19 protein-coding genes are annotated in these 16,755 nt (G+C 59.5%); 3 read left to right on the plus strand and 16 right to left on the minus strand.

Features of this window, described 5'->3' with window-relative positions:
* Positions 1 to 7: 7 nt before the first annotated feature.
* The 8 genes from AC13C2_RS11070 to AC13C2_RS11105 form a co-directional block, all read right to left on the minus strand.
* Positions 8 to 1,075, minus strand: a complete 1,068-nt coding sequence (locus tag AC13C2_RS11070; RefSeq protein ID WP_424338161.1) for an aldo/keto reductase — start codon at positions 1,073 to 1,075, stop codon at positions 8 to 10.
* Between the two features lie 298 nt (positions 1,076 to 1,373).
* The gene (locus tag AC13C2_RS11075) at positions 1,374 to 2,114 is read right to left on the minus strand and encodes a cytochrome c biogenesis CcdA family protein (protein WP_092761853.1); all 741 of its coding nucleotides are present in this window, start codon (positions 2,112 to 2,114) and stop codon (positions 1,374 to 1,376) included.
* Positions 2,115 to 2,208: 94 nt separating this feature from the next.
* A complete protein-coding gene (locus tag AC13C2_RS11080; RefSeq protein ID WP_424338162.1) occupies positions 2,209 to 2,865 on the minus strand; it encodes an SCO family protein in 657 nt (218 codons plus the stop codon).
* 247 nt (positions 2,866 to 3,112) lie between these two features.
* On the minus strand, positions 3,113 to 3,397 hold the full coding sequence (locus AC13C2_RS11085) for a hypothetical protein (RefSeq protein WP_482886830.1): 285 nt from the start codon (positions 3,395 to 3,397) through the stop codon (positions 3,113 to 3,115).
* A gap of 58 nt (positions 3,398 to 3,455) precedes the next feature.
* The gene (locus AC13C2_RS11090) at positions 3,456 to 3,968 is read right to left on the minus strand and encodes a TlpA family protein disulfide reductase (RefSeq protein ID WP_482886831.1); all 513 of its coding nucleotides are present in this window, start codon (positions 3,966 to 3,968) and stop codon (positions 3,456 to 3,458) included.
* Entirely contained in the window at positions 3,965 to 4,501 is a 537-nt protein-coding gene (locus tag AC13C2_RS11095; protein WP_482887012.1) for a DsbE family thiol:disulfide interchange protein, read from the minus strand. The genes AC13C2_RS11090 and AC13C2_RS11095 overlap by 4 nt, the downstream gene beginning before the upstream one ends.
* A gap of 77 nt (positions 4,502 to 4,578) precedes the next feature.
* On the minus strand, positions 4,579 to 4,707 hold the full coding sequence (locus AC13C2_RS11100) for a hypothetical protein (RefSeq protein WP_339642502.1): 129 nt from the start codon (positions 4,705 to 4,707) through the stop codon (positions 4,579 to 4,581).
* A gap of 70 nt (positions 4,708 to 4,777) precedes the next feature.
* Positions 4,778 to 5,263, minus strand: coding sequence for a DUF411 domain-containing protein (locus AC13C2_RS11105; protein WP_482886832.1), 486 nt, complete (start codon positions 5,261 to 5,263; stop codon positions 4,778 to 4,780).
* Positions 5,264 to 6,098: 835 nt separating this feature from the next.
* Here AC13C2_RS11105 and AC13C2_RS11110 point away from each other — a divergent pair.
* Positions 6,099 to 7,133 carry a cytochrome c oxidase assembly protein gene (locus AC13C2_RS11110; RefSeq protein ID WP_474521770.1) on the plus strand — a complete coding sequence of 345 codons (1,035 nt, stop codon included), beginning with the start codon at positions 6,099 to 6,101 and terminating at the stop codon, positions 7,131 to 7,133.
* A gap of 33 nt (positions 7,134 to 7,166) precedes the next feature.
* On the opposite strand, the gene AC13C2_RS11115 is transcribed toward AC13C2_RS11110, so the two are convergent.
* The 3 genes from AC13C2_RS11115 to AC13C2_RS11125 all read right to left on the minus strand — a co-directional run bounded on the left by AC13C2_RS11115 (position 7,167) and on the right by AC13C2_RS11125 (position 9,463).
* On the minus strand, positions 7,167 to 8,081 hold the full coding sequence (locus AC13C2_RS11115; RefSeq protein WP_482886833.1) for a cation diffusion facilitator family transporter: 915 nt from the start codon (positions 8,079 to 8,081) through the stop codon (positions 7,167 to 7,169).
* 11 nt (positions 8,082 to 8,092) lie between these two features.
* The gene (locus AC13C2_RS11120) at positions 8,093 to 8,701 is read right to left on the minus strand and encodes a cation diffusion facilitator family transporter (RefSeq protein ID WP_092761867.1); all 609 of its coding nucleotides are present in this window, start codon (positions 8,699 to 8,701) and stop codon (positions 8,093 to 8,095) included.
* Between the two features lie 333 nt (positions 8,702 to 9,034).
* Positions 9,035 to 9,463, minus strand: coding sequence for a MerR family transcriptional regulator (locus AC13C2_RS11125; RefSeq protein ID WP_482887013.1), 429 nt, complete (start codon positions 9,461 to 9,463; stop codon positions 9,035 to 9,037).
* A gap of 197 nt (positions 9,464 to 9,660) precedes the next feature.
* Between AC13C2_RS11125 and AC13C2_RS11130 the strand changes: the two genes are divergently transcribed.
* Together AC13C2_RS11130 and lspA are read left to right on the plus strand one after the other, a co-directional pair.
* Complete coding sequence (locus AC13C2_RS11130) at positions 9,661 to 10,134, plus strand: copper chaperone PCu(A)C (protein ID WP_482886834.1); 474 nt, start codon at positions 9,661 to 9,663, stop codon at positions 10,132 to 10,134.
* Complete coding sequence (lspA, locus tag AC13C2_RS11135) at positions 10,131 to 10,625, plus strand: signal peptidase II (RefSeq protein WP_482886836.1); 495 nt, start codon at positions 10,131 to 10,133, stop codon at positions 10,623 to 10,625. The genes AC13C2_RS11130 and lspA overlap by 4 nt, the downstream gene beginning before the upstream one ends.
* A gap of 18 nt (positions 10,626 to 10,643) precedes the next feature.
* On the opposite strand, the gene AC13C2_RS11140 is transcribed toward lspA, so the two are convergent.
* From AC13C2_RS11140 to AC13C2_RS11160, 5 genes are all read right to left on the minus strand, one after another.
* Positions 10,644 to 12,077 carry an alkaline phosphatase D family protein gene (locus AC13C2_RS11140; RefSeq protein WP_482886837.1) on the minus strand — a complete coding sequence of 478 codons (1,434 nt, stop codon included), beginning with the start codon at positions 12,075 to 12,077 and terminating at the stop codon, positions 10,644 to 10,646.
* Positions 12,074 to 12,685, minus strand: a complete 612-nt coding sequence (locus tag AC13C2_RS11145; RefSeq protein WP_482886838.1) for a hypothetical protein — start codon at positions 12,683 to 12,685, stop codon at positions 12,074 to 12,076. Before AC13C2_RS11145 ends, AC13C2_RS11140 begins: the two co-directional genes overlap by 4 nt.
* A 30-nt stretch (positions 12,686 to 12,715) precedes the next feature.
* Positions 12,716 to 13,633, minus strand: a complete 918-nt coding sequence (locus tag AC13C2_RS11150) for a cation diffusion facilitator family transporter (RefSeq protein ID WP_482886839.1) — start codon at positions 13,631 to 13,633, stop codon at positions 12,716 to 12,718.
* 78 nt (positions 13,634 to 13,711) lie between these two features.
* The gene (locus AC13C2_RS11155) at positions 13,712 to 13,990 is read right to left on the minus strand and encodes a TFIIB-type zinc ribbon-containing protein (protein ID WP_092762037.1); all 279 of its coding nucleotides are present in this window, start codon (positions 13,988 to 13,990) and stop codon (positions 13,712 to 13,714) included.
* Between the two features lie 55 nt (positions 13,991 to 14,045).
* Positions 14,046 to 16,433, minus strand: a complete 2,388-nt coding sequence (locus AC13C2_RS11160; RefSeq protein WP_482886840.1) for a heavy metal translocating P-type ATPase — start codon at positions 16,431 to 16,433, stop codon at positions 14,046 to 14,048.
* Between the last annotated feature and the right edge of the window lie 322 nt (positions 16,434 to 16,755).

Genomic DNA, 16,755 nt, shown 5'->3' on the forward strand with positions numbered 1-16,755 from the left:
ACTTCAACTATGGCTTGTAACCCTCTAGCCCGTCTACCTTTTGCCCTTTGTGAAGCGCCCAGTCCGCCTCAGAGAAACGCGGCTTGGCGAACTGGTGTTGATGCCAGTGCGGATAAATCAGCGGCGGGCGCGACACTGCATCCAGACGCTGGATTTCCTCGGGTGTCAGCGTCAGATCAACCGCGCCGAGCGTCTCGGAAAACTGCGCCTCGGTCCGCCCGCCCACGACCAGAGTCGCCACCGCAGGTCGCTGCAACAACCAGGCCAACGCCACCTGAGCGACGGAACGGTCTGCTGCCACTTCGCGCAGCGCATCCACGATATTCCACAACCGGTCCCAGTCTCGGATCGGCGGCTCCGACCAGCCCTGCGCCTGACGCGAATCCTCGGCGAACCCTTCGCGGGTATGTTTGCCGGTCAGCAATCCGGCAACCAGCGGCGACCAGATCATCACACCAAGGCCCTGATCGACCGAGAGTGGCAGCAGCTCGTACTCCGCCTCCCGCGCCTCCAGAGTGTAGTGAATCTCCTGCGCTGTGAACCGTTCAAGCCCGCCTGCGCCGCTGGCCATGAGCCCCTTCATCACCTGCCAGCCAGACCAGTTGGAACAGCCGAAATACCGGACCTTGCCGTGCTTCACGAGGATATCCAGCGCGGCCATGACCTCCTCCATCGGGGTCTGACCGTCCCATTCGTGCATCAGGTAGATATCGATGTGATCGCGCCCCAGCCGCTTCAGCGAGCGTTCGCATTCGCGGATCAGATGCCAACGGCTAAGCCCTTCATCGTTGGGCCCATCTCCGATCCGCATCCGCGCTTTGGAACAGATCAATACATCCGGATCGCGATCCTTCATCACAGCGCCGACAATTTCTTCTGAGAGACCGATGGAATACATATTGGCCGTATCGATCAGGTTAACGCCCCGGTCGAGACAGGTGTCGACCAGACGCGAAGCATCGGCCACGTCTTGCGCGCCAGTCATGCCGAAATCGCCACGTCCACCGAAGGTGAATGTGCCCATGGTGAGGGCCGAAACCTTTAAGCCGCTCCGTCCAAGATACCTGTACTCCATCCTGCAATCCTCCTGATTTTCACGCTGCCGCGCCAGAACGCCGCTGTCCACAGATGCGTCACTGACAAAATGTTAGTCGAGGCCACGAAGGTGCAGATGACAACAAACAACGAGCGCATTTCGAAAGACGTCACTATACCAATCGACGGTCGGACATCTGCGGTGCCTTCATAGAGTGGTTCGGTACGAATGTTAAGTTTCAGGCCCACTGATTCAACTACAATCGCTTACACTGGACTGATGCACCAAGGAAGTATGGCCCGCCATAAGCTTCACCATACCAAGAACGGGCAAGTTCTCATCCGATCGTTGCCAAAAATGGAAAGGTGCCCAGCATCCAGTAGGACAAGCGCGACAGCTGCCCGGTCATCACCGCGATGCCCATCAGCACCATGACACCGCCCGCCCCTTTGTAGAGAATGCGGCCTGATCGTCCGATGCGTCGGGTTCGCGCGGCAATCGCGTCGGTAAAGAGCGCTGCGAGCAGAAACGGAACTGCCAGTCCGAGCGAATAGATCGACAACAGCCAGATGCCGCTGCTGAGGTTGGCAGAACTGGCACTGAGCGTCAGGATCGCACCCAGGACCGGGCCGATGCAGGGGGTCCAGCCAAAGGCGAAGGCCAGGCCAAGCGCATAAGCCCCCAGCGGACGTCCGCCCGGTATATCAAGGTTGAACCGGCTGTCTCGGGTCATGATATCAAGCCGGAATAGTCCCATCATCACGAGACCGAACAATACTATGATGGCCCCGCCGATCAGGTTCAGCTCGGTCCGCCAGGACAAAAGCAGCGATCCCAACATGCTGGCCCCGGCACCCATCGCCACAAATACCGATGAAAAGCCCAGAATGAAGCAAGTGCTTAGCCCCAGTGCTCCAAGGCGCGCGCGAATTCCGACGCGGCGCTTGCGCATCAGGTTCGGCTGACCTGCGATGTAGGACACATAGCCAGGCACCAGCGGTAAAACGCAGGGCGAGAGGAACGAGATCGCGCCGGCCAGAAACGCGGCAAGAATGCCGATGCCCGAGATATCCGGCATCAGCGATGCCCCTCTGGCCGGGCAAGGGTCAAGATCGACAAACAGTCTTGAATATACGGATATCGGTTTGAATCACCCAAAGCACCCTTCCCGTTCATCTAAACATGTCCACAGCCCGAACCCAGAGCCCGCGCGGACTGGCATTATGCGGCTTGCCATAATCGTTGACCAAAGCGTTGACAAATAACACCATGTTGACTGAATCGAATTCGAGTCCGTAGAAATTCCCGCGCCAGCGTCCCGTCTTGTCGATCACGTGGGTCACGACGCCGTGGGTCTGTGTTCCGTCCTGCGCGACTGCAAACTTGTGGCCGAAGTCCTGCGCCAGATCGCGAGTTGTTTCCGGGGGCTGACCGGGTGCGATGGTCAGAAAGGCCCAGTTCGCCGGATCCATTCCATGGATCGCTCCGTAGTCCCGCAGCACTTCAGGCGTATCATTCTCAGGGTCGGAGGTGATCGAGACAAATTGCACGCGGTCTTTCATCTGCGTCTGATTGATCCGAGCCTGCACATCGGCCAGCTTTTCTGTGTGAAGCGGGCAGGCATCGGGACATTGGGTATAGACGAAATGCAAGATGACAACCTTGCCCGCAAAGTCTGCTAACCTGAACAGCGTGCCATCGGCATCGCTCAGCAAAAAGTCGGGCGCATCCTTGTCGAGCGCCTGAAAATAAGGCTCTTTGCTGCCGAACTCCTGTTCGAGTTCCTGCACCGAGTGGGCGCGGAGCGGCGTTGCGGCCAGAGCCAGCATCCCGGTCAGTGCCGCGCGTCTGTTTACAACAGTCATCCGATCTCTCCTGTCGGCACCATCCCGCGCCCTCTTATGGAAGCGGGACGTGCATGCCTTAGCCCTTGTTTTCGGGCTAAACCGGCATGGTGCCGCTTTCATCCATCGGCATCGTGCCGTTATTCATCGCGGTCATCATCTGGTTCATCTGCGCCAATTTCATGGCCGTTCTCCTTGGGTCGTCGTCATTAATATTTCCGGTCGCCAGGTCTTAACTTCCCGTGCCATCATCTTTGGCACAGGTCTTTCCCGCTCCACCTTTCATGCAAAGTCCAAGCCCGCACATTACCGCGCAGGGTGCCAGTGCAAGGATCAGGGGGGCCGCCCCGACAGCCGCCAGCCAACCCCAATTAAGCGCCATGCCGCCGCCGATCAGCATCATCGCGCCCAGTATCAAAAGTCGCCGCCGCGTGAACCAAACCGTCAGCGCGGATAGCGACGCGCGAGTTTCGGGCAGAATGGTGGATGTAGTGGATGTAGTGGATGTGTCTGACATTTTTCTCTCTCGTTGCAGAGCGTTATAATATTCAGATGCAAAGCTGGATCACGGGAAGTTACTTCACGTATTGTCTCATAAAGGCGATCATCTCCGGGTCATCCCATTCTGCCGGACCGACCAGCCGACCGATTTCACGACCATTCCGGTCGATCAGCAGCGTTGTAGGTAACCCGAAAGCGCGCAACGCCGTCGCCGACAGCATGGTGGTATCGACATACATTTTCAGTTTGCTGATACCGATCTCATCATAGAACCGCTGAACCACGCCTGCGCCTGCTCGGTCGATCGACAGCGCCAGAACCTCGAATCCCGGCCCGCCAAGCTCTGCCTGAAGGGCATCAAGCGTCGGCATCTCCTCGCGGCAGGGAACGCACCAGGTCGCCCATATATTCAGAAGAACGACCCGCCCCTGGAAATCCTCCAGATCCATGCGGCTTCCGTCTCTGGTAGCAAAGCGAACATTGGGCACAATTTGCGGAGTGTCATGGATAGCGAAACCCTGTGGAACGGCGGCTGCGGCCATTGCGGAAAACAGCCACGCCGCGAACGCCAGAACTGTATGTTTCATTGCGTCATACTCCCTGAATTTTCCGCATTCAGACGCCGCACGACCGGCATCACCTGATTTTCAAGGATCGGCCGCGTCAACTGCCCGATCACTTTGTAGGCAATGGTACCATCCGCAGCGACGACAAAGGTTTCGGGAATCCCGTAAACCCCCCAGTCGATCGCTACCCGTCCGTTCGGGTCGGCGCCGACCCGAGTATAAGGATTGCCGAGTTCTTCGAGCCAGGCTTCGGCCTCGTCGGGCAGGTCCTTGTAGTTGATCCCGTAAAGCTTCACCTCACCGCTCTGAGCGAGTTCCATGAACAGCGGGTGTTCCGCCCGGCAGGGCACGCACCATGAGGCGAAGAAATTCACCAGCGACACCTGCCCCCGCAGGTCAGCGGTTGCCAGACCGTCGGCCTGACCCTGAACCGGCGCCAGTACAAATTCGGGCACTGGCTTGTCGATCAGCGGTGACGGCAGATCCCTGCTGCTAAAGAACAGGCCCCAGCCAAACAGACCCATCAGCGCGAAGGCAACCAGCGGCGCAATCATCAGCGCAAAACCTCGGCGCGGTTTGGCTGCCATCGCCTCAGAATTGTCGACAGTCGTACTGTTTTCCCCGTCAGGCGTCATGTGCCATTGTCCGATCTGAGGTCTTTCAACAATGCCATTGCGGCCAATACCAACACAACGATCACGAGAAGCCAGACCAGTCCCGCCACTGCCACCATGCCGCCGCCGTACAGTTCAAACATCATACTCGTCGTCCTTTCATATGCATTTCTCCGGTCCGGCGGCTACCATCCGCCGCCGGACCGGAGACGTCGTTCACTCGACGGCATAAACCGTCGGTGTTTGCCCTGCTTCGACTGCAAAGACCTTCAGTGGCTCCATCTTCTCGCCACCCATGCCCGGCGATCCCATCGGCATGCCCGGCACGGTCAGCCCGATCATCTCCGGACGTTCGGTCAGGAACTCGGTCAGGGTCGCCAGCGGAATATGACCGCTGAAAGCATAGTCGCCGATGTTGAAGATGTGGCAGCCGGCAAAGTCAGCCGGGATCTCGGCATCGGCAGTTATCTGCTCCAGATCGTCGGTCGGGATGACCTCGACCTCGAAACCGTTTGCCGTGAGGAATTCAGCATAGCCCTGGCAACATCCGCAATACGGATCCTTGTAGAGCGTCACCTTTTCGGCGGTGACAGATGGTGAAAGGGACGTCTGTGCGTATCCGGGCGCGGCGGCAAATCCGGCAATCACCGTCGCCGCCCCGGCGAGCAGTGTTCTGCGCGTAAATGAGTTGATCGTTTTCATGTTCGAAGTCCTAGGATGATAGATGTCAGGATATGAAATCGGCACCGCTGACACAGAGTTCCCAAGGGCGGATACCGATAGAAATGGCGTATTCTGGCGCAGTCTTAGAGACTGAACAAAGTCGGTGGGAATGTCATGCCGTTGCCTTGACCTGATAATCCGGTGTGGAAAAATCAGCGGCGGCTGCAGACCCGACCGGGATTACGCCGTTCAGGCCATCCATCGCGGGGGCGAGAGATCGGGCGGCGGACTCACACCCGCAAGAAAGCTTGCAACCGCAAACCTGGGTGCCAGCGAAACCCGCAATGACCAGTTCACTGCCGTTGCCGAGGGCATGACCGCAGACCCGATAGAAAAGGCGCAAGGCACAGGACACCCGCCTTCGCAGGCAAGAACGTCACGTTCGGTCTGGTCTATGCAATCCGGGCAGTCCGTATCAGCAACCATCGAGGAAATTGCCGCTATCTCCGTTACCGAAACGGCACCAAGCGTCGGAACAGCATCGGTAACATCCGCGACCGACACGGAAGTTCCGAATGATAGAGCTGCCACGAAGGCTATAATCAGGGCTTTGATCATGGCACCATTTACGACCCTGTCCTGGGGATAAGGTCAATAGCTGTCACATCACCTTGCGGTGACATTGCGCCGCATGTGGAAGTCAGCTTGAATCCTCGACAAAGCGAGGCAGACACCGTGCTGCGACAAAGTGCTCCTCCCGCGGTTCGCGGTCTGGAATTCAACGGATCGTCCAGATAGCCAGCGCCGCATGAACATACGAAACGTTTCAGTCAAAGTCGGATTGGTCGCGTCATATTCGGCACTTGCCCTCCTGATGTCTGCACCACGAACGATGGCTCATGGCGGAGAGGGCCTGACCGAGCAAACTGTCTGGTCGGCCTGGAATTTCACTCCCGAGGTAAGCGGTCTCACCGCCTTGACGCTTGTGATCTATCTGCGCGGCGCGGTGCGGCGGCGAACCAGCTCCGGACCGCAACGTCCTTTGCGACATCTGATGTTTATTGCCGGGATCTTGAGTTTGTTTCTGGCGCTGCAATCCCCTGTCGATGCGATGGCGGAACGCATGTTCCTGGCGCACCAGATCCAGCACATACTTTTGCGCATGGTCGGGCCGATGCTGATCGTGTTGTCCTACCCCGAAGCGGTACTGATCGCGGGTCTGCCACGACAGGTTCGAAAGCGGCTAATTGCACCGGTTTTGACGAACCGGAGACTATCGACCGTTTTTTCGACACTCACCCGGCCTTGGGCGGCGTTCTGGCTGTTCGTGCTATCGCTTTATGTCTGGCAGATACCTTCGGTTCACAACGCCGCTTTGACGAATTCGGCGATCCACTATGCGATGCACATTACCATGTTGATCGCGGGATTTCTTTTCTTTGCCATGATCTTTTCCCGACGTGATACCAAGGCCAGTCATGGCCACGGACTTCGGATTTTTCTGTTATTTGCAACGATTGTTTCAAACATTCTTCTGGGTGCCCTTACGACACTGAAGGAAGTTGTGCTCTATACTGCCTACGATATCGAGGGGCGGCTTTTTGGCATCTTGCCGCTGGTCGACGAAACTGGCGGCGGCTACATTATCTGGGTACCCTCCAGCATGATGATCATAATAGCGATCATCGCGACGTTTCGCGGCTGGAATGCCGCCGAAGAGAGACGCTTTGCACGGCGCTATGAATGGACCGGGTCCAACAGTGCCGCGCTCGAATTCCCCGAAACAGCGGCAGAGTTGCGAATTAAGGTTGCTGGTCCGAACCGGCGAATGGGGCAAAGCCTGGCTCTGGGCAGTTTGGCGCTGTTCAGTATCGTCATGGCAACCGCGATCACCGTTTTGCAGTTGTAGCGACCCGACTGCGTCGCACGCACCCATCCGTCATCACCCGTGGCCGTAGCGCTTGGCATCTTCATGCGCCTGATCGGACCTTTCGAATTCCAGTGTCGAATGCCTGATCCCGAAGGTATTTTTCAACTCCGACTTTATCGTGCGTTTTATCTCCTCCAAATCACCCCAGCGGGCGACGTCGATCACGACATGGGTATCCAGCGCGGCAGCGTGTTCCTCCATCTGCCAGAAATGCGCGTGATGCACGCCGACGACGCCATCGATTTCCGCAACCGCGTCCAGAACCTCGTCGGTGTCGATGTCCGGCGGACTGCCCAGCATCAGGGTGCGGATCGTGCCGCCGATCTCGGTAAAGGCAAGGTAAAGGATATAGACCGCAATTAGGATTGTGATTGCCGGATCGACCCATCGAATATCGTAAAGCAGGATCAGCACACCGCCGACGATCACCGCGACCGAAGCCAGTGCGTCGGACAAGTTGTGAATGAACAAGGCCCTGATATTCACGCTGCCCTTCTGCATCGAATAGGTCAACAGCGCGGTCGCGGTATCCACAACCAGCGCAACTCCACCCAGCCAGACCACCCACCAGCCTTTGACCTCGGGCGGGTCGATCATCCGCATCCCGCCTTCATAAATCAGGTAAAGTCCGATCACGATCAGCGTCGTGTAGTTTATCAGGGCTGCCACGATCTCGATCCGGCCGTAACCGAATGTCATCCGTGCGTCGGCCGGACGGCGGGCAATCTTACGCGCTCCAAAGGCGATCACCAGCGACGCCATGTCGGAAAAGTTGTGCAGCGCATCGGCGATGAGTGCGAGGCTGCCAGCAAAGATTCCGCCGGCAATCTGGGCCACAGTCAGGATGCCATTCGCCCAGATAGCGATGCCGACGCGTCGGTCGCCGGCGTCAGGGTCCAGATGGGCATGGTCGTGATTGTGTGGCATCCGTTTCCCCATCAGGATCGCGCGTCAGGGCCATCGTGAACAGCCAGATGATGTTCGCGGTGTGCATCCCGCAGGATGTTGATCCCTCCCCATACCGCTATGCCCGCAACTGCAATTCCGACCGCCAGATCGGGCCAGCTTGTTCCAAGCCACCAGACCAGTCCGCCCGCCACAAGGATGCCACCGTTCGAAGCAAAATCATTGATGCTGAAGGTATTCGCCGCCCGGATGTTCACGTCCGGGTCCTTGATCCTTGCAAGAAGCCAGACGCAGACGAGATTCACCACAGCCGCAATCAATGCCATTGTAATCATCAGAGGCCCCAGTGGCTCGGAGCCTGCGTAGTAGCGTCGTACAGCGTCGATCACGATGCCGATTGCAAACAGAAGAAGCACCGTTCCCGACACATTTGCCGCGATGCGCTGCCATTTGTCGGATCGGGTCATGGCAAACAGGCTGATTGCGTAGACCATGCTGTCGGATGTGTTATCGAGCCCGTTCGCGATCAGCGCACTGGAATCACCGAGTGCGCCAGTCGCAAAGAAGCCAAGTGATATGGCAACATTGAGCAGGAGTACGATCCATAGCGTTTTGCGTTGTTGGCTCTGCATTTCGGTCATTCGATTATTTCCTCAAACAGCAATAGCAGCACAAAACCGACATAGAAAATTGCCGCGACACAGGGTTGTGTCTGGCATTTCGCGAGCCTCGACCAATAATTCTTTGGTCACGAGATACAGCAATGCGACAAGACCGAACGCCAGAAAACCCGTGATGACTGGGTCGCACTTACCCACATCGGGCCGGGATGGGCACTGACGGCGATCCATGAAGCGATCACTGCCAGAATGGCGGGCGCTGATGTGTAAATCCAGGGTGAGGTCACACCGTTCCGTTCTTAACTGTTCCCGCTCAAACGACCCGGACGGTAGAAGGGTTCCCGTAACTTGCGGTCAAGATCCGATATCGTCATGCGCGGTCAGGCATTCGGAGTGATCCCGCAACACTTCCAGCACACGACAATCTGCCACCTGGCCGCCGCTGCATTCAACAATCATCCGCTTCAGTTCTTTTTGTAGGGCCTGAAGCCGTAAAAGCCGCTGTTCAACCTGTTTCAGCTGGCGTCGGGCAATCGAATCCGCATCCGCACAGGATTGCTGCGGATGATCCGACAGGTCCAGCAATTCGCGGATCGCATCGAGTGAAAAACCAAGTTGCCGCGCGTGGCGGATAAATGCGAGCCGGTCCAGGTCGGCTTCTTCATATCGGCGCTGGCCGCCTTCGGAGCGACCCGGTTCACGCAACAGGCCGATCTGCTCGTAATACCGCACGGTCTGGACCTTGGTTCCGGTCTTGCGCGATAGTGTTCCGATGGTCAGCATCTTATCCTCGTCTCTACAATGACTAGAGTAATATAGGCGCGGTGCAGACAGTTCGAGCGTCTGCGTCAAAGAAGTTCGCGTAACATCCCGGTACCAGAAGATTTCGCTTGAAGCTCTAGCTGCTGAAGCTTGTAAAGCGTCCGTCAATCGTCATTTACGGCAAGACCTCGCCACATATCGTAAATAAAGGCACCACAATGAAGCGAAGGTTTGCACAAGGCGCCCTGATCCTGCAACTGGCACTCTGGCCTTTGGCGGCGCTGTCGCAGCAGGCGACCGGGGATGGCGATATAATCGTCGAGAACCTCTGGGCCCGCGCCACGACGCCGGGCAACAAGGCTGCAGCCGTATATCTCACCATCAGAAATACCGGACAGAACCAGATCGACCTGATCGGTGTGCGCACTGACCGGGCTTCCATCGAGACCCTGCATAAAACTACGACAGACGCGCAGGGTTCGGTCCGTATGAGTGCTCTGGCGAATTTATGGATCGCTCCGGGTGAGTCTGTCACCTTCGAACCCGGAGGTCTGCATGTCATGCTCCTTGACCTGGATACACCTCTCATCGAAGGCGAAACCCTGCCCTTGCGGCTCAAGTTCTACGATGGCGACGATCTGACCGTCATTGTGCCGATCCTTCCATCCGATACGACCGGACCACAGCCATGACCCGGCCAAAATCGCTAGGCGTTCTCTCTGTCGCGTTTGCGTATGCAGCTGATCAGATCAGCAAGTCTGTAGCCACAGCCTATAGCGACATATTGGCGGATGGCATTCCGGTCGTGCCTGGCTTCAACCTGATCTTTCTGCGAAATGATGGAGTCACCTTCGGCATGCTTGGCGGTGTGCCATGGTGGGCATTGTCCGGGCTGGCGCTTGTTATCACTGTCTGGCTGGCGGTCATGCTGGCGCGGTCAGCATATGGTTTGGATGCCGCCGCCTACGGCCTTATCATCGGTGGCGCACTCGGTAATGTGGCGGACCGTATGCGCTTTGGGGCGGTGACGGATTTTCTCGATGTCTATATAGGCAGCTGGCACTGGCCGGCCTTCAACCTGGCCGATGTCGCCGTAGTGTGCGGCGTAGGCCTGATATTGTTGTCCGAGTTCCTTGGGTCACGAAAATCGGGACGACGCGAGAGCAGCGCCGACCTCGGCTAGCTGCCAGCCGGTCGGCGACTACAGTTCCAGCGCAGAGGTCAAGCCACTTTCTTCCAGATCCCAGGCGGCGCTCCACTGGTCCGATTGTCGTTCAAGTATAAGGTAATTGCGTTCAGCAATATAGCGAGCGCGCTGCCCCGGCAGTCGTTCGGTGCGGATCGGATGATGCGCGAGCGGCGCGTCTCCCAATTGAGCTAGGCTGCCGAGAAATCTTGCCCATGCCCGGGGCGGCGGCCTGTGCGCGATACCGGAAGCGACAAGCTGATCGACCCGCAGGCCCTTGCCGAGTTCCATCACCGCACGTGTCGCCAGATGAATTTCGCCGGAAACCACGGTGATGTTCTGCCCGTCCGTGCGCGCCATGTCCCGCACGAGGCGCAGCATCCGCCGCCATTCCTCGCGATGCGCACGGCTCTGCCACTGGTCGCGCAGGTCGTCTTCGTATTTCTGCATCCTCGGAATCGCGACCATGAGCGTCTCGAGAACTGATAGGCGCGGTCCCAGCAGTGGCACGCTGGATATCAGCAGAGTGCGCCCCGGCGGGTGGTGTCTGGCCTCTGCGTCCATCATGGCCCAGCCGCCCGGCCCGAGGATACTGCTCCTTGTGCGCTCCGACCTCAGGTCCGGTGCCAGAATGCGCAGACCGGGCGCGCGGACGCTCCAGCCCAGATGGTGCCCCGCCGGATCGTGGAACCGCGCGGGGAGATCGCCGTCCACCGCCGCCTGCTGGAAAATCAGCGAGCATTCACGTGCGGTCCCAAACAGCGTCTGGCCGACTGCAGAATGGGTCTGCCATCGCCTGAGCGAGCCCCAGCCATCACAGATGTCGTGATCGTCCCACTGCATCAGCGACGGCACGCGCGCGACGATCCACGCGAATTCGGGCGCGGCATAAAGCGCCGCATAGCGATCCAAGAGCCGTTCGCGCAAATGATGGCGCAAATCGGACAGATCAGCGGACGACGGGTCCGGTGGGATCTGCGATGGCCAGTTCTCACTCAGGCGATGTCCTCGCGTGACTTCGTCCGCATAGACCTGATCCCCGCCATGCAGCAAAAGTGCGAACGGCGCCTCGCGGTGCGCCTCGCTAAGACGCGCCCACATTGCGTTGCGTTCCGACCCCTCGCGCTCCAGGTCGCCGACCTCTTCACCGTTGCACGACACAAAGGCGATCCGCAGATCGCCGCGCAGGTTGCAGGCCACAGGGTATGTCTTGCCGTTCCAACGATATTCGGAAGGCCGATCAGCTGGCAGATTGAAACGCGCGCGCCAGACCGTTGCCCGGTCGAACCGCGCCAGTACAATGGCATCATGCATGCCGTCGGCCGCTTCGACGGGCGGCGGGCGCTCTGCTTCTTCCGAAATGAACAGCGCCGAAAATTTCAGCGCCGCGTCGGCAATATTGTCGAGGATAAGGATTGGACCAATCATGAGCGGACGGGACGCAGTCATGCAACTTTTCCACAGGCTTGATGTCCAGCGTTCCACGATGATGGTCCAGACCAGAACAACAGGCGCAGGTCTTGCCGAGTTTCAGGCCTATCGAGCCCAAACGTCGCATCAGACATCGACGAGGTAGGCCAATGCACGGAAATTCGGACAGGAATGGTTGTGGATGTACCGATAATTGTCACCATCGCGACCTGCGCCTCAGGATTGCCGACACTGCAATTAACGCGAAGCCCCCGGCAATCCAGACCAGCAGGAGCCCTGCCTTGATGATGAAATGCAGCGGGCCGACCGCCCAGCCGATCCCTCCCCCCGACATTGGCCATATCGCTCAGGACTGCCGCTTGCTGACCAAGCCCCAGCCAGCGCGCGACGCCAGTGCCTGCATCGGTCAAGGGGCCGACTGATCCGGCGAGCCAGTCAAGCACCGGATCGACCAGCAGATAAGCGCCCCAGAACGGAACAGACCAGACAATCAGCGCGGTCACGATCAAACCTGGAGAAAGCCGTATGCGGCCTGACGTCCCGTCATGGGTACGTCGGCCCTCGCCGCCGCGCGGTTCGGAATACCGCGACATGTTGCGGCCATGCTGATTGCGGTGATACCCCACCTCGCTACTCCAAATTCGCCGCCATTTCGCTCAGCGATGCGTCTCGCCTTCGGCCTCGCGTAGGGCGGCATCCTCGATCTGGATCGTGGTATGGGTGATGCCAAAGCCCTCGCGCATGCTATTCTGCGCGGCGATCAGAGTATCGCGCCGGGTCTCGATATCATCGACGACAAGATGACAGCTCATTGAATCGAAGCCCGACGTCAGGGTCCAGACGTGCAGATCATGCACCGCCGTTACCCCCTGCAGGTCCAGCAAACCACGCTCCAGCAGACCGATATCGACCTCTGGTGGTGTGCCTTCCATCAGGATGATGACCGCGCTTTTCAACAAGATCCACGTGCGCGGCACAATGAACAACCCGATGCCAGCACCGATGATCGGATCGGCCAGTGCCCAGCCGGTGAACATGATCACCAACGCCGCCAGTATCACCCCGACCGAACCCAGCATGTCGGCCAGCACTTCGAAATAGGCGCCCTTCAGGTTCAGGCTTTCCTTCGATCCGGCATGCAGCAGCCGCATCGACACCAGATTGACAGCAAGGCCCACGACCGCAACCACCAGCATCGGCCCGCTGAGGATTTCCGGTGGGGCGAGGAACCGCTGCCAGGCCTCGTAGAGAATGTAGACCGTCAGCAGCAGCAGTACGACCGCATTGGCCAGCGCCGAAAGCACCTCCATCCGCACATAGCCAAATGTCTTTTGCGGCGTCGCCGGCCGGGCGGCGAAGCGGATCGCCACCAGTGCCAGAAAAAGCCCGCCGACATCGGTCAGCATATGCGCCGCATCAGCCAGAAGGGCCAGGCTGCCGGTCCAGAGCCCGCCGATAACCTCGACCACCAGAAAGGTCGAGGTCATCGCCAGCGCCCATTTCAGGCCGCCGCTGTGGCGCCCCGCTGCGGTGTCGGTTGCCCCGGCGGTCCCTGCACCATGTCCTGCGCCCATTGTCGGCCCCTGCCGTTTTGGGGCGGACACCGAAGTCCGGTGCCCGCCCGCGATTGCGTTGCCTACATGCAACCTTGTCTAGTCGAAGATTTCCGACAGCCAGGACTTGCGGCGATAGCCGCCATGTTTGCCATAGCCGCCGTGTTTGCTGCCATGGCCGCGATACCTGTCGTCGTCATCATAGCCGCGCGGCTGCGGTTCAGGGGCGCGCGGCGCCAGATCGGCGGCGCTACGCTCGATGATCTTGTCCAACTCGCCCCGGTCGAGCCAGACGCCGCGGCACTGGGGGCAATAGTCGATCTCGACGCCTTGCCGATCCGACATGGTCAGCGCCACCTTGCACACCGGACAAAGCATCGAGGATGTCTTGTCGGCGGATGTCCGTTCCGGCTCGCGTCCGGGTTCCTTGAGTTCAATGACCATGTGCCAGTGCTCCTTTTGCCATGTTTTCGCCAACGCGCTCGCCGCCTTTCGGTGCCGCCGGCCCCTGCCCCTTGGCGCGCAACAGGCGCAGTGCGTTGGCAACCACGATCAGCGATACGCCGACATCGGCGGCGATTGCCCCCCACATAGTGGCCATGCCGAAGGCGGTTAAGCCCACGAAGGCGGCTTTGGTCGCAAGTGACAAACCTATGTTCTGGCGAATGATCCACATCGTGCGCCGCGAATGGCCCACCAGCCACGGCACTTTGCCGATATCGTCGGTCATCAACGCGATATCCGCCGTCTCAATCGCCGCATCCGACCCCACGGCCCCCATCGCGATGGCAAAATGCGCCCGCGCCATTGCAGGGGCGTCATTCACCCCGTCACCGATCATCGCCACCATATCGTGGGTCGCGACCAGTTCCTCGATCGCCGTCACCTTGTCTTCGGGCAGAAGCTCGGCGCGCACCTCGTCGATACCAACCTCGGCGGCCACAGCACGCGCAGTGCGTTCATTATCGCCGGTCAGCATGACAATGGTGTTCACGCCCTGCGCATGCAGCTTGGCGACAATGCCTTTGGCGTCAGGACGGATCCGGTCGCGCAGCTCGATCAGGCCCAGAAGGCCCTTGTCATCGCCGACCGCGACCAGCGTACTGCCCGCGCCCTCGATCCGGTCCACGACGTTGCGGGGCATTGCGGCGCCCATGTCCTTCTCGGTGGCAAAGCGGTCGGATCCAAGCCAGATCGCGCGGCCAGCATGCAGACCTTCGACGCCGCGCCCCGGCACGGTACGGGTGTCCTCGGCGGGCGTGGCCTTGATGCCGTCGCGTTCGGCGCGTGCCAGAATTGCGCGGGCCAGAGGATGCGACGAGCGCGCTTCGAGCGCCGCCGCCGCCGCGATCAGATCGCGCTCCGAGGTGTCGCCCAGCGGATGCAGGCTCGCCACCTCGGGTTCGCCCATGGTGATCGTGCCGGTCTTGTCCATCGCAAGTGCGGTCAGGCGCGCCGGGGCCTCGACATAGGCACCGCCCTTGATCAGCACGCCGTTGCGCGCCGACGAGGCCAGCGCCGCGACGATGGAAACCGGCGTCGAGATCACCAGCGCACAGGGGCAGGCAATAACCAGCAGCACCAGCGCATTATAGATCCAGAAGGCCCAGGCACCGCCAAAGGCAAGCGGCGGCACAAAGGCGATCAGGATCGCCAGCACCATCACGATAGGGGTATAGATGCGGGCGAATTTGGCCACCCATTGTTCGACATCGGCACGGCGCGAATGCGCGTCGCCGACCATGCGGATGATCTTCGAAAGCACCGTGTCGCTGGCCAGTTTGATCGCACGCACCGTCAATGTGCCTTCGCCATTGATCGTGCCGGCATAGACCTCGTCGCCCGGCTCTTTCGACACAAGCGCGCTTTCGCCGGTGATCGAGGCCTGATCGACGCCCCCCGCACCTGCGACAACTTCGCCGTCCAGCGCGATCCGGTCGCCGCCGCGCACGATGAACTTGTCGCCGACAACGACCTGTGCCGCGGGCACATCCGCCTCGGTGCCGTCATCACGGATGACCCGCGCGGTCGGAGGTGCCAGATCAAGCAGTGCCGCTACGGCGTTGCGGGCGCGCCCGACGCTCCAGCTTTCCAGATAGAGCGACAGCGAGAAGAAGAAGGCCACCGTCGCCGCCTCGAAATAGGCCCCAAGGCCGATGGCTCCGACCACCGCGATGATCATCAGAAGGTTCATGTCTGGCGACAGTCGCCGCGCCGAAGACCAGGCCTTGGGGGCCACCAGCCAGGCACCAAACACGATCGCCAGCAGAAACGACGTGATCTCGACTACGGGCATCGCCGTTGCCCCGTGATCAGAAAAAATCTGCACCGCTCCTGCCGGGCCGCTTTCCACCGCGTGATATAGAAAACCGCCGGCCCAGAACCCGCCCGAAAGGGCGGTAAAGAATTTCTGCCGTTTCAGATGCGCCGCGCGGTCGACCTCGGCGCGTCCTGAATCGAAGACTGAAGCGGTCATGCCGGTTTTGCCGATCAGGGCGATTATCCGGTCGTCGGGCAAGGGCGTGGCGGTGTCCAGAACTGTCATCCTGCCGTTGATCACATCGAAGGCCAGATGCTCGGTTCCGCCGACCGCCGGTCCAAGTGCCTTGTTCAGGATCGAAACTTCTTCAGCGCAATCCAGTCCGTTGACCAGAAAGCTGCGCCCCGCCGCATCTACATTGCCGACTGGACCTATATCCCCGCACATCGCATCACTGTCCGACCCGCAGCAGGATGAATCTGCGCCATGCACGTGCTTTTGATGATCATGCTTGTGATCTTTGTCGCGTGAATGGTCATGGTCTTGTTTGGGGGCGGCCATAGGTTTTCTCCAGGCGAATCATAACTTCAGGCCGAAGATAGGAGCTACAGTTACTAGAGCTTCAAGAGGCATGTCACACTTAATGAACCGGGTCGGTGTGAACGCTCGTCCAAGACGAAACATTGCAAGTTGCAGCCAGCGTCACCGGATGCAACGCTAGCGCCGGAGAATCGAAATTGATGAGGACGATATGTGGGTACGCAGTAAAACAGTGATGGTAATGTCATCTGTGCTTTTTACGGCGGGTTGCGCCGCATCGGCCATCACTCCCTCTGGACGAGAAGCGACCCGAGACGCCGAGCGGGCTGCAGCCATCGCCGCC

It is taken from the genome of Jannaschia sp. L-14R (assembly GCF_056857695.1).

Excerpts from the sequence above, each read along its gene's own strand:
- AC13C2_RS11070 (WP_424338161.1), bottom strand. The coding sequence starts at position 1,075 with ATGGAGTACAGGTATCTTGGACGGAGCGGCTTAAAGGTTTCGGCCCTC.
- AC13C2_RS11075 (WP_092761853.1), bottom strand. The coding sequence starts at position 2,114 with ATGCCGGATATCTCGGGCATCGGCATTCTTGCCGCGTTTCTGGCCGGC.
- AC13C2_RS11080 (WP_424338162.1), bottom strand. The coding sequence starts at position 2,865 with ATGCTGGCTCTGGCCGCAACGCCGCTCCGCGCCCACTCGGTGCAGGAA.
- AC13C2_RS11085 (WP_482886830.1), bottom strand. The coding sequence starts at position 3,397 with ATGTCAGACACATCCACTACATCCACTACATCCACCATTCTGCCCGAA.
- AC13C2_RS11090 (WP_482886831.1), bottom strand. The coding sequence starts at position 3,968 with ATGAAACATACAGTTCTGGCGTTCGCGGCGTGGCTGTTTTCCGCAATG.
- AC13C2_RS11095 (WP_482887012.1), bottom strand. The coding sequence starts at position 4,501 with ATGATTGCGCCGCTGGTTGCCTTCGCGCTGATGGGTCTGTTTGGCTGG.
- AC13C2_RS11100 (WP_339642502.1), bottom strand. The coding sequence starts at position 4,707 with ATGATGTTTGAACTGTACGGCGGCGGCATGGTGGCAGTGGCGGGACTG.
- AC13C2_RS11105 (WP_482886832.1), bottom strand. The coding sequence starts at position 5,263 with ATGAAAACGATCAACTCATTTACGCGCAGAACACTGCTCGCCGGGGCG.
- AC13C2_RS11110 (WP_474521770.1), top strand. The coding sequence starts at position 6,099 with ATGTCTGCACCACGAACGATGGCTCATGGCGGAGAGGGCCTGACCGAG.
- AC13C2_RS11115 (WP_482886833.1), bottom strand. The coding sequence starts at position 8,081 with ATGCCACACAATCACGACCATGCCCATCTGGACCCTGACGCCGGCGAC.
- AC13C2_RS11120 (WP_092761867.1), bottom strand. The coding sequence starts at position 8,701 with ATGACCGAAATGCAGAGCCAACAACGCAAAACGCTATGGATCGTACTC.
- AC13C2_RS11125 (WP_482887013.1), bottom strand. The coding sequence starts at position 9,463 with ATGCTGACCATCGGAACACTATCGCGCAAGACCGGAACCAAGGTCCAG.
- AC13C2_RS11130 (WP_482886834.1), top strand. The coding sequence starts at position 9,661 with ATGAAGCGAAGGTTTGCACAAGGCGCCCTGATCCTGCAACTGGCACTC.
- lspA (WP_482886836.1), top strand. The coding sequence starts at position 10,131 with ATGACCCGGCCAAAATCGCTAGGCGTTCTCTCTGTCGCGTTTGCGTAT.
- AC13C2_RS11140 (WP_482886837.1), bottom strand. The coding sequence starts at position 12,077 with ATGACTGCGTCCCGTCCGCTCATGATTGGTCCAATCCTTATCCTCGAC.
- AC13C2_RS11150 (WP_482886839.1), bottom strand. The coding sequence starts at position 13,633 with ATGGGCGCAGGACATGGTGCAGGGACCGCCGGGGCAACCGACACCGCA.
- AC13C2_RS11155 (WP_092762037.1), bottom strand. The coding sequence starts at position 13,990 with ATGCTTTGTCCGGTGTGCAAGGTGGCGCTGACCATGTCGGATCGGCAA.
- AC13C2_RS11160 (WP_482886840.1), bottom strand. The coding sequence starts at position 16,433 with ATGGCCGCCCCCAAACAAGACCATGACCATTCACGCGACAAAGATCAC.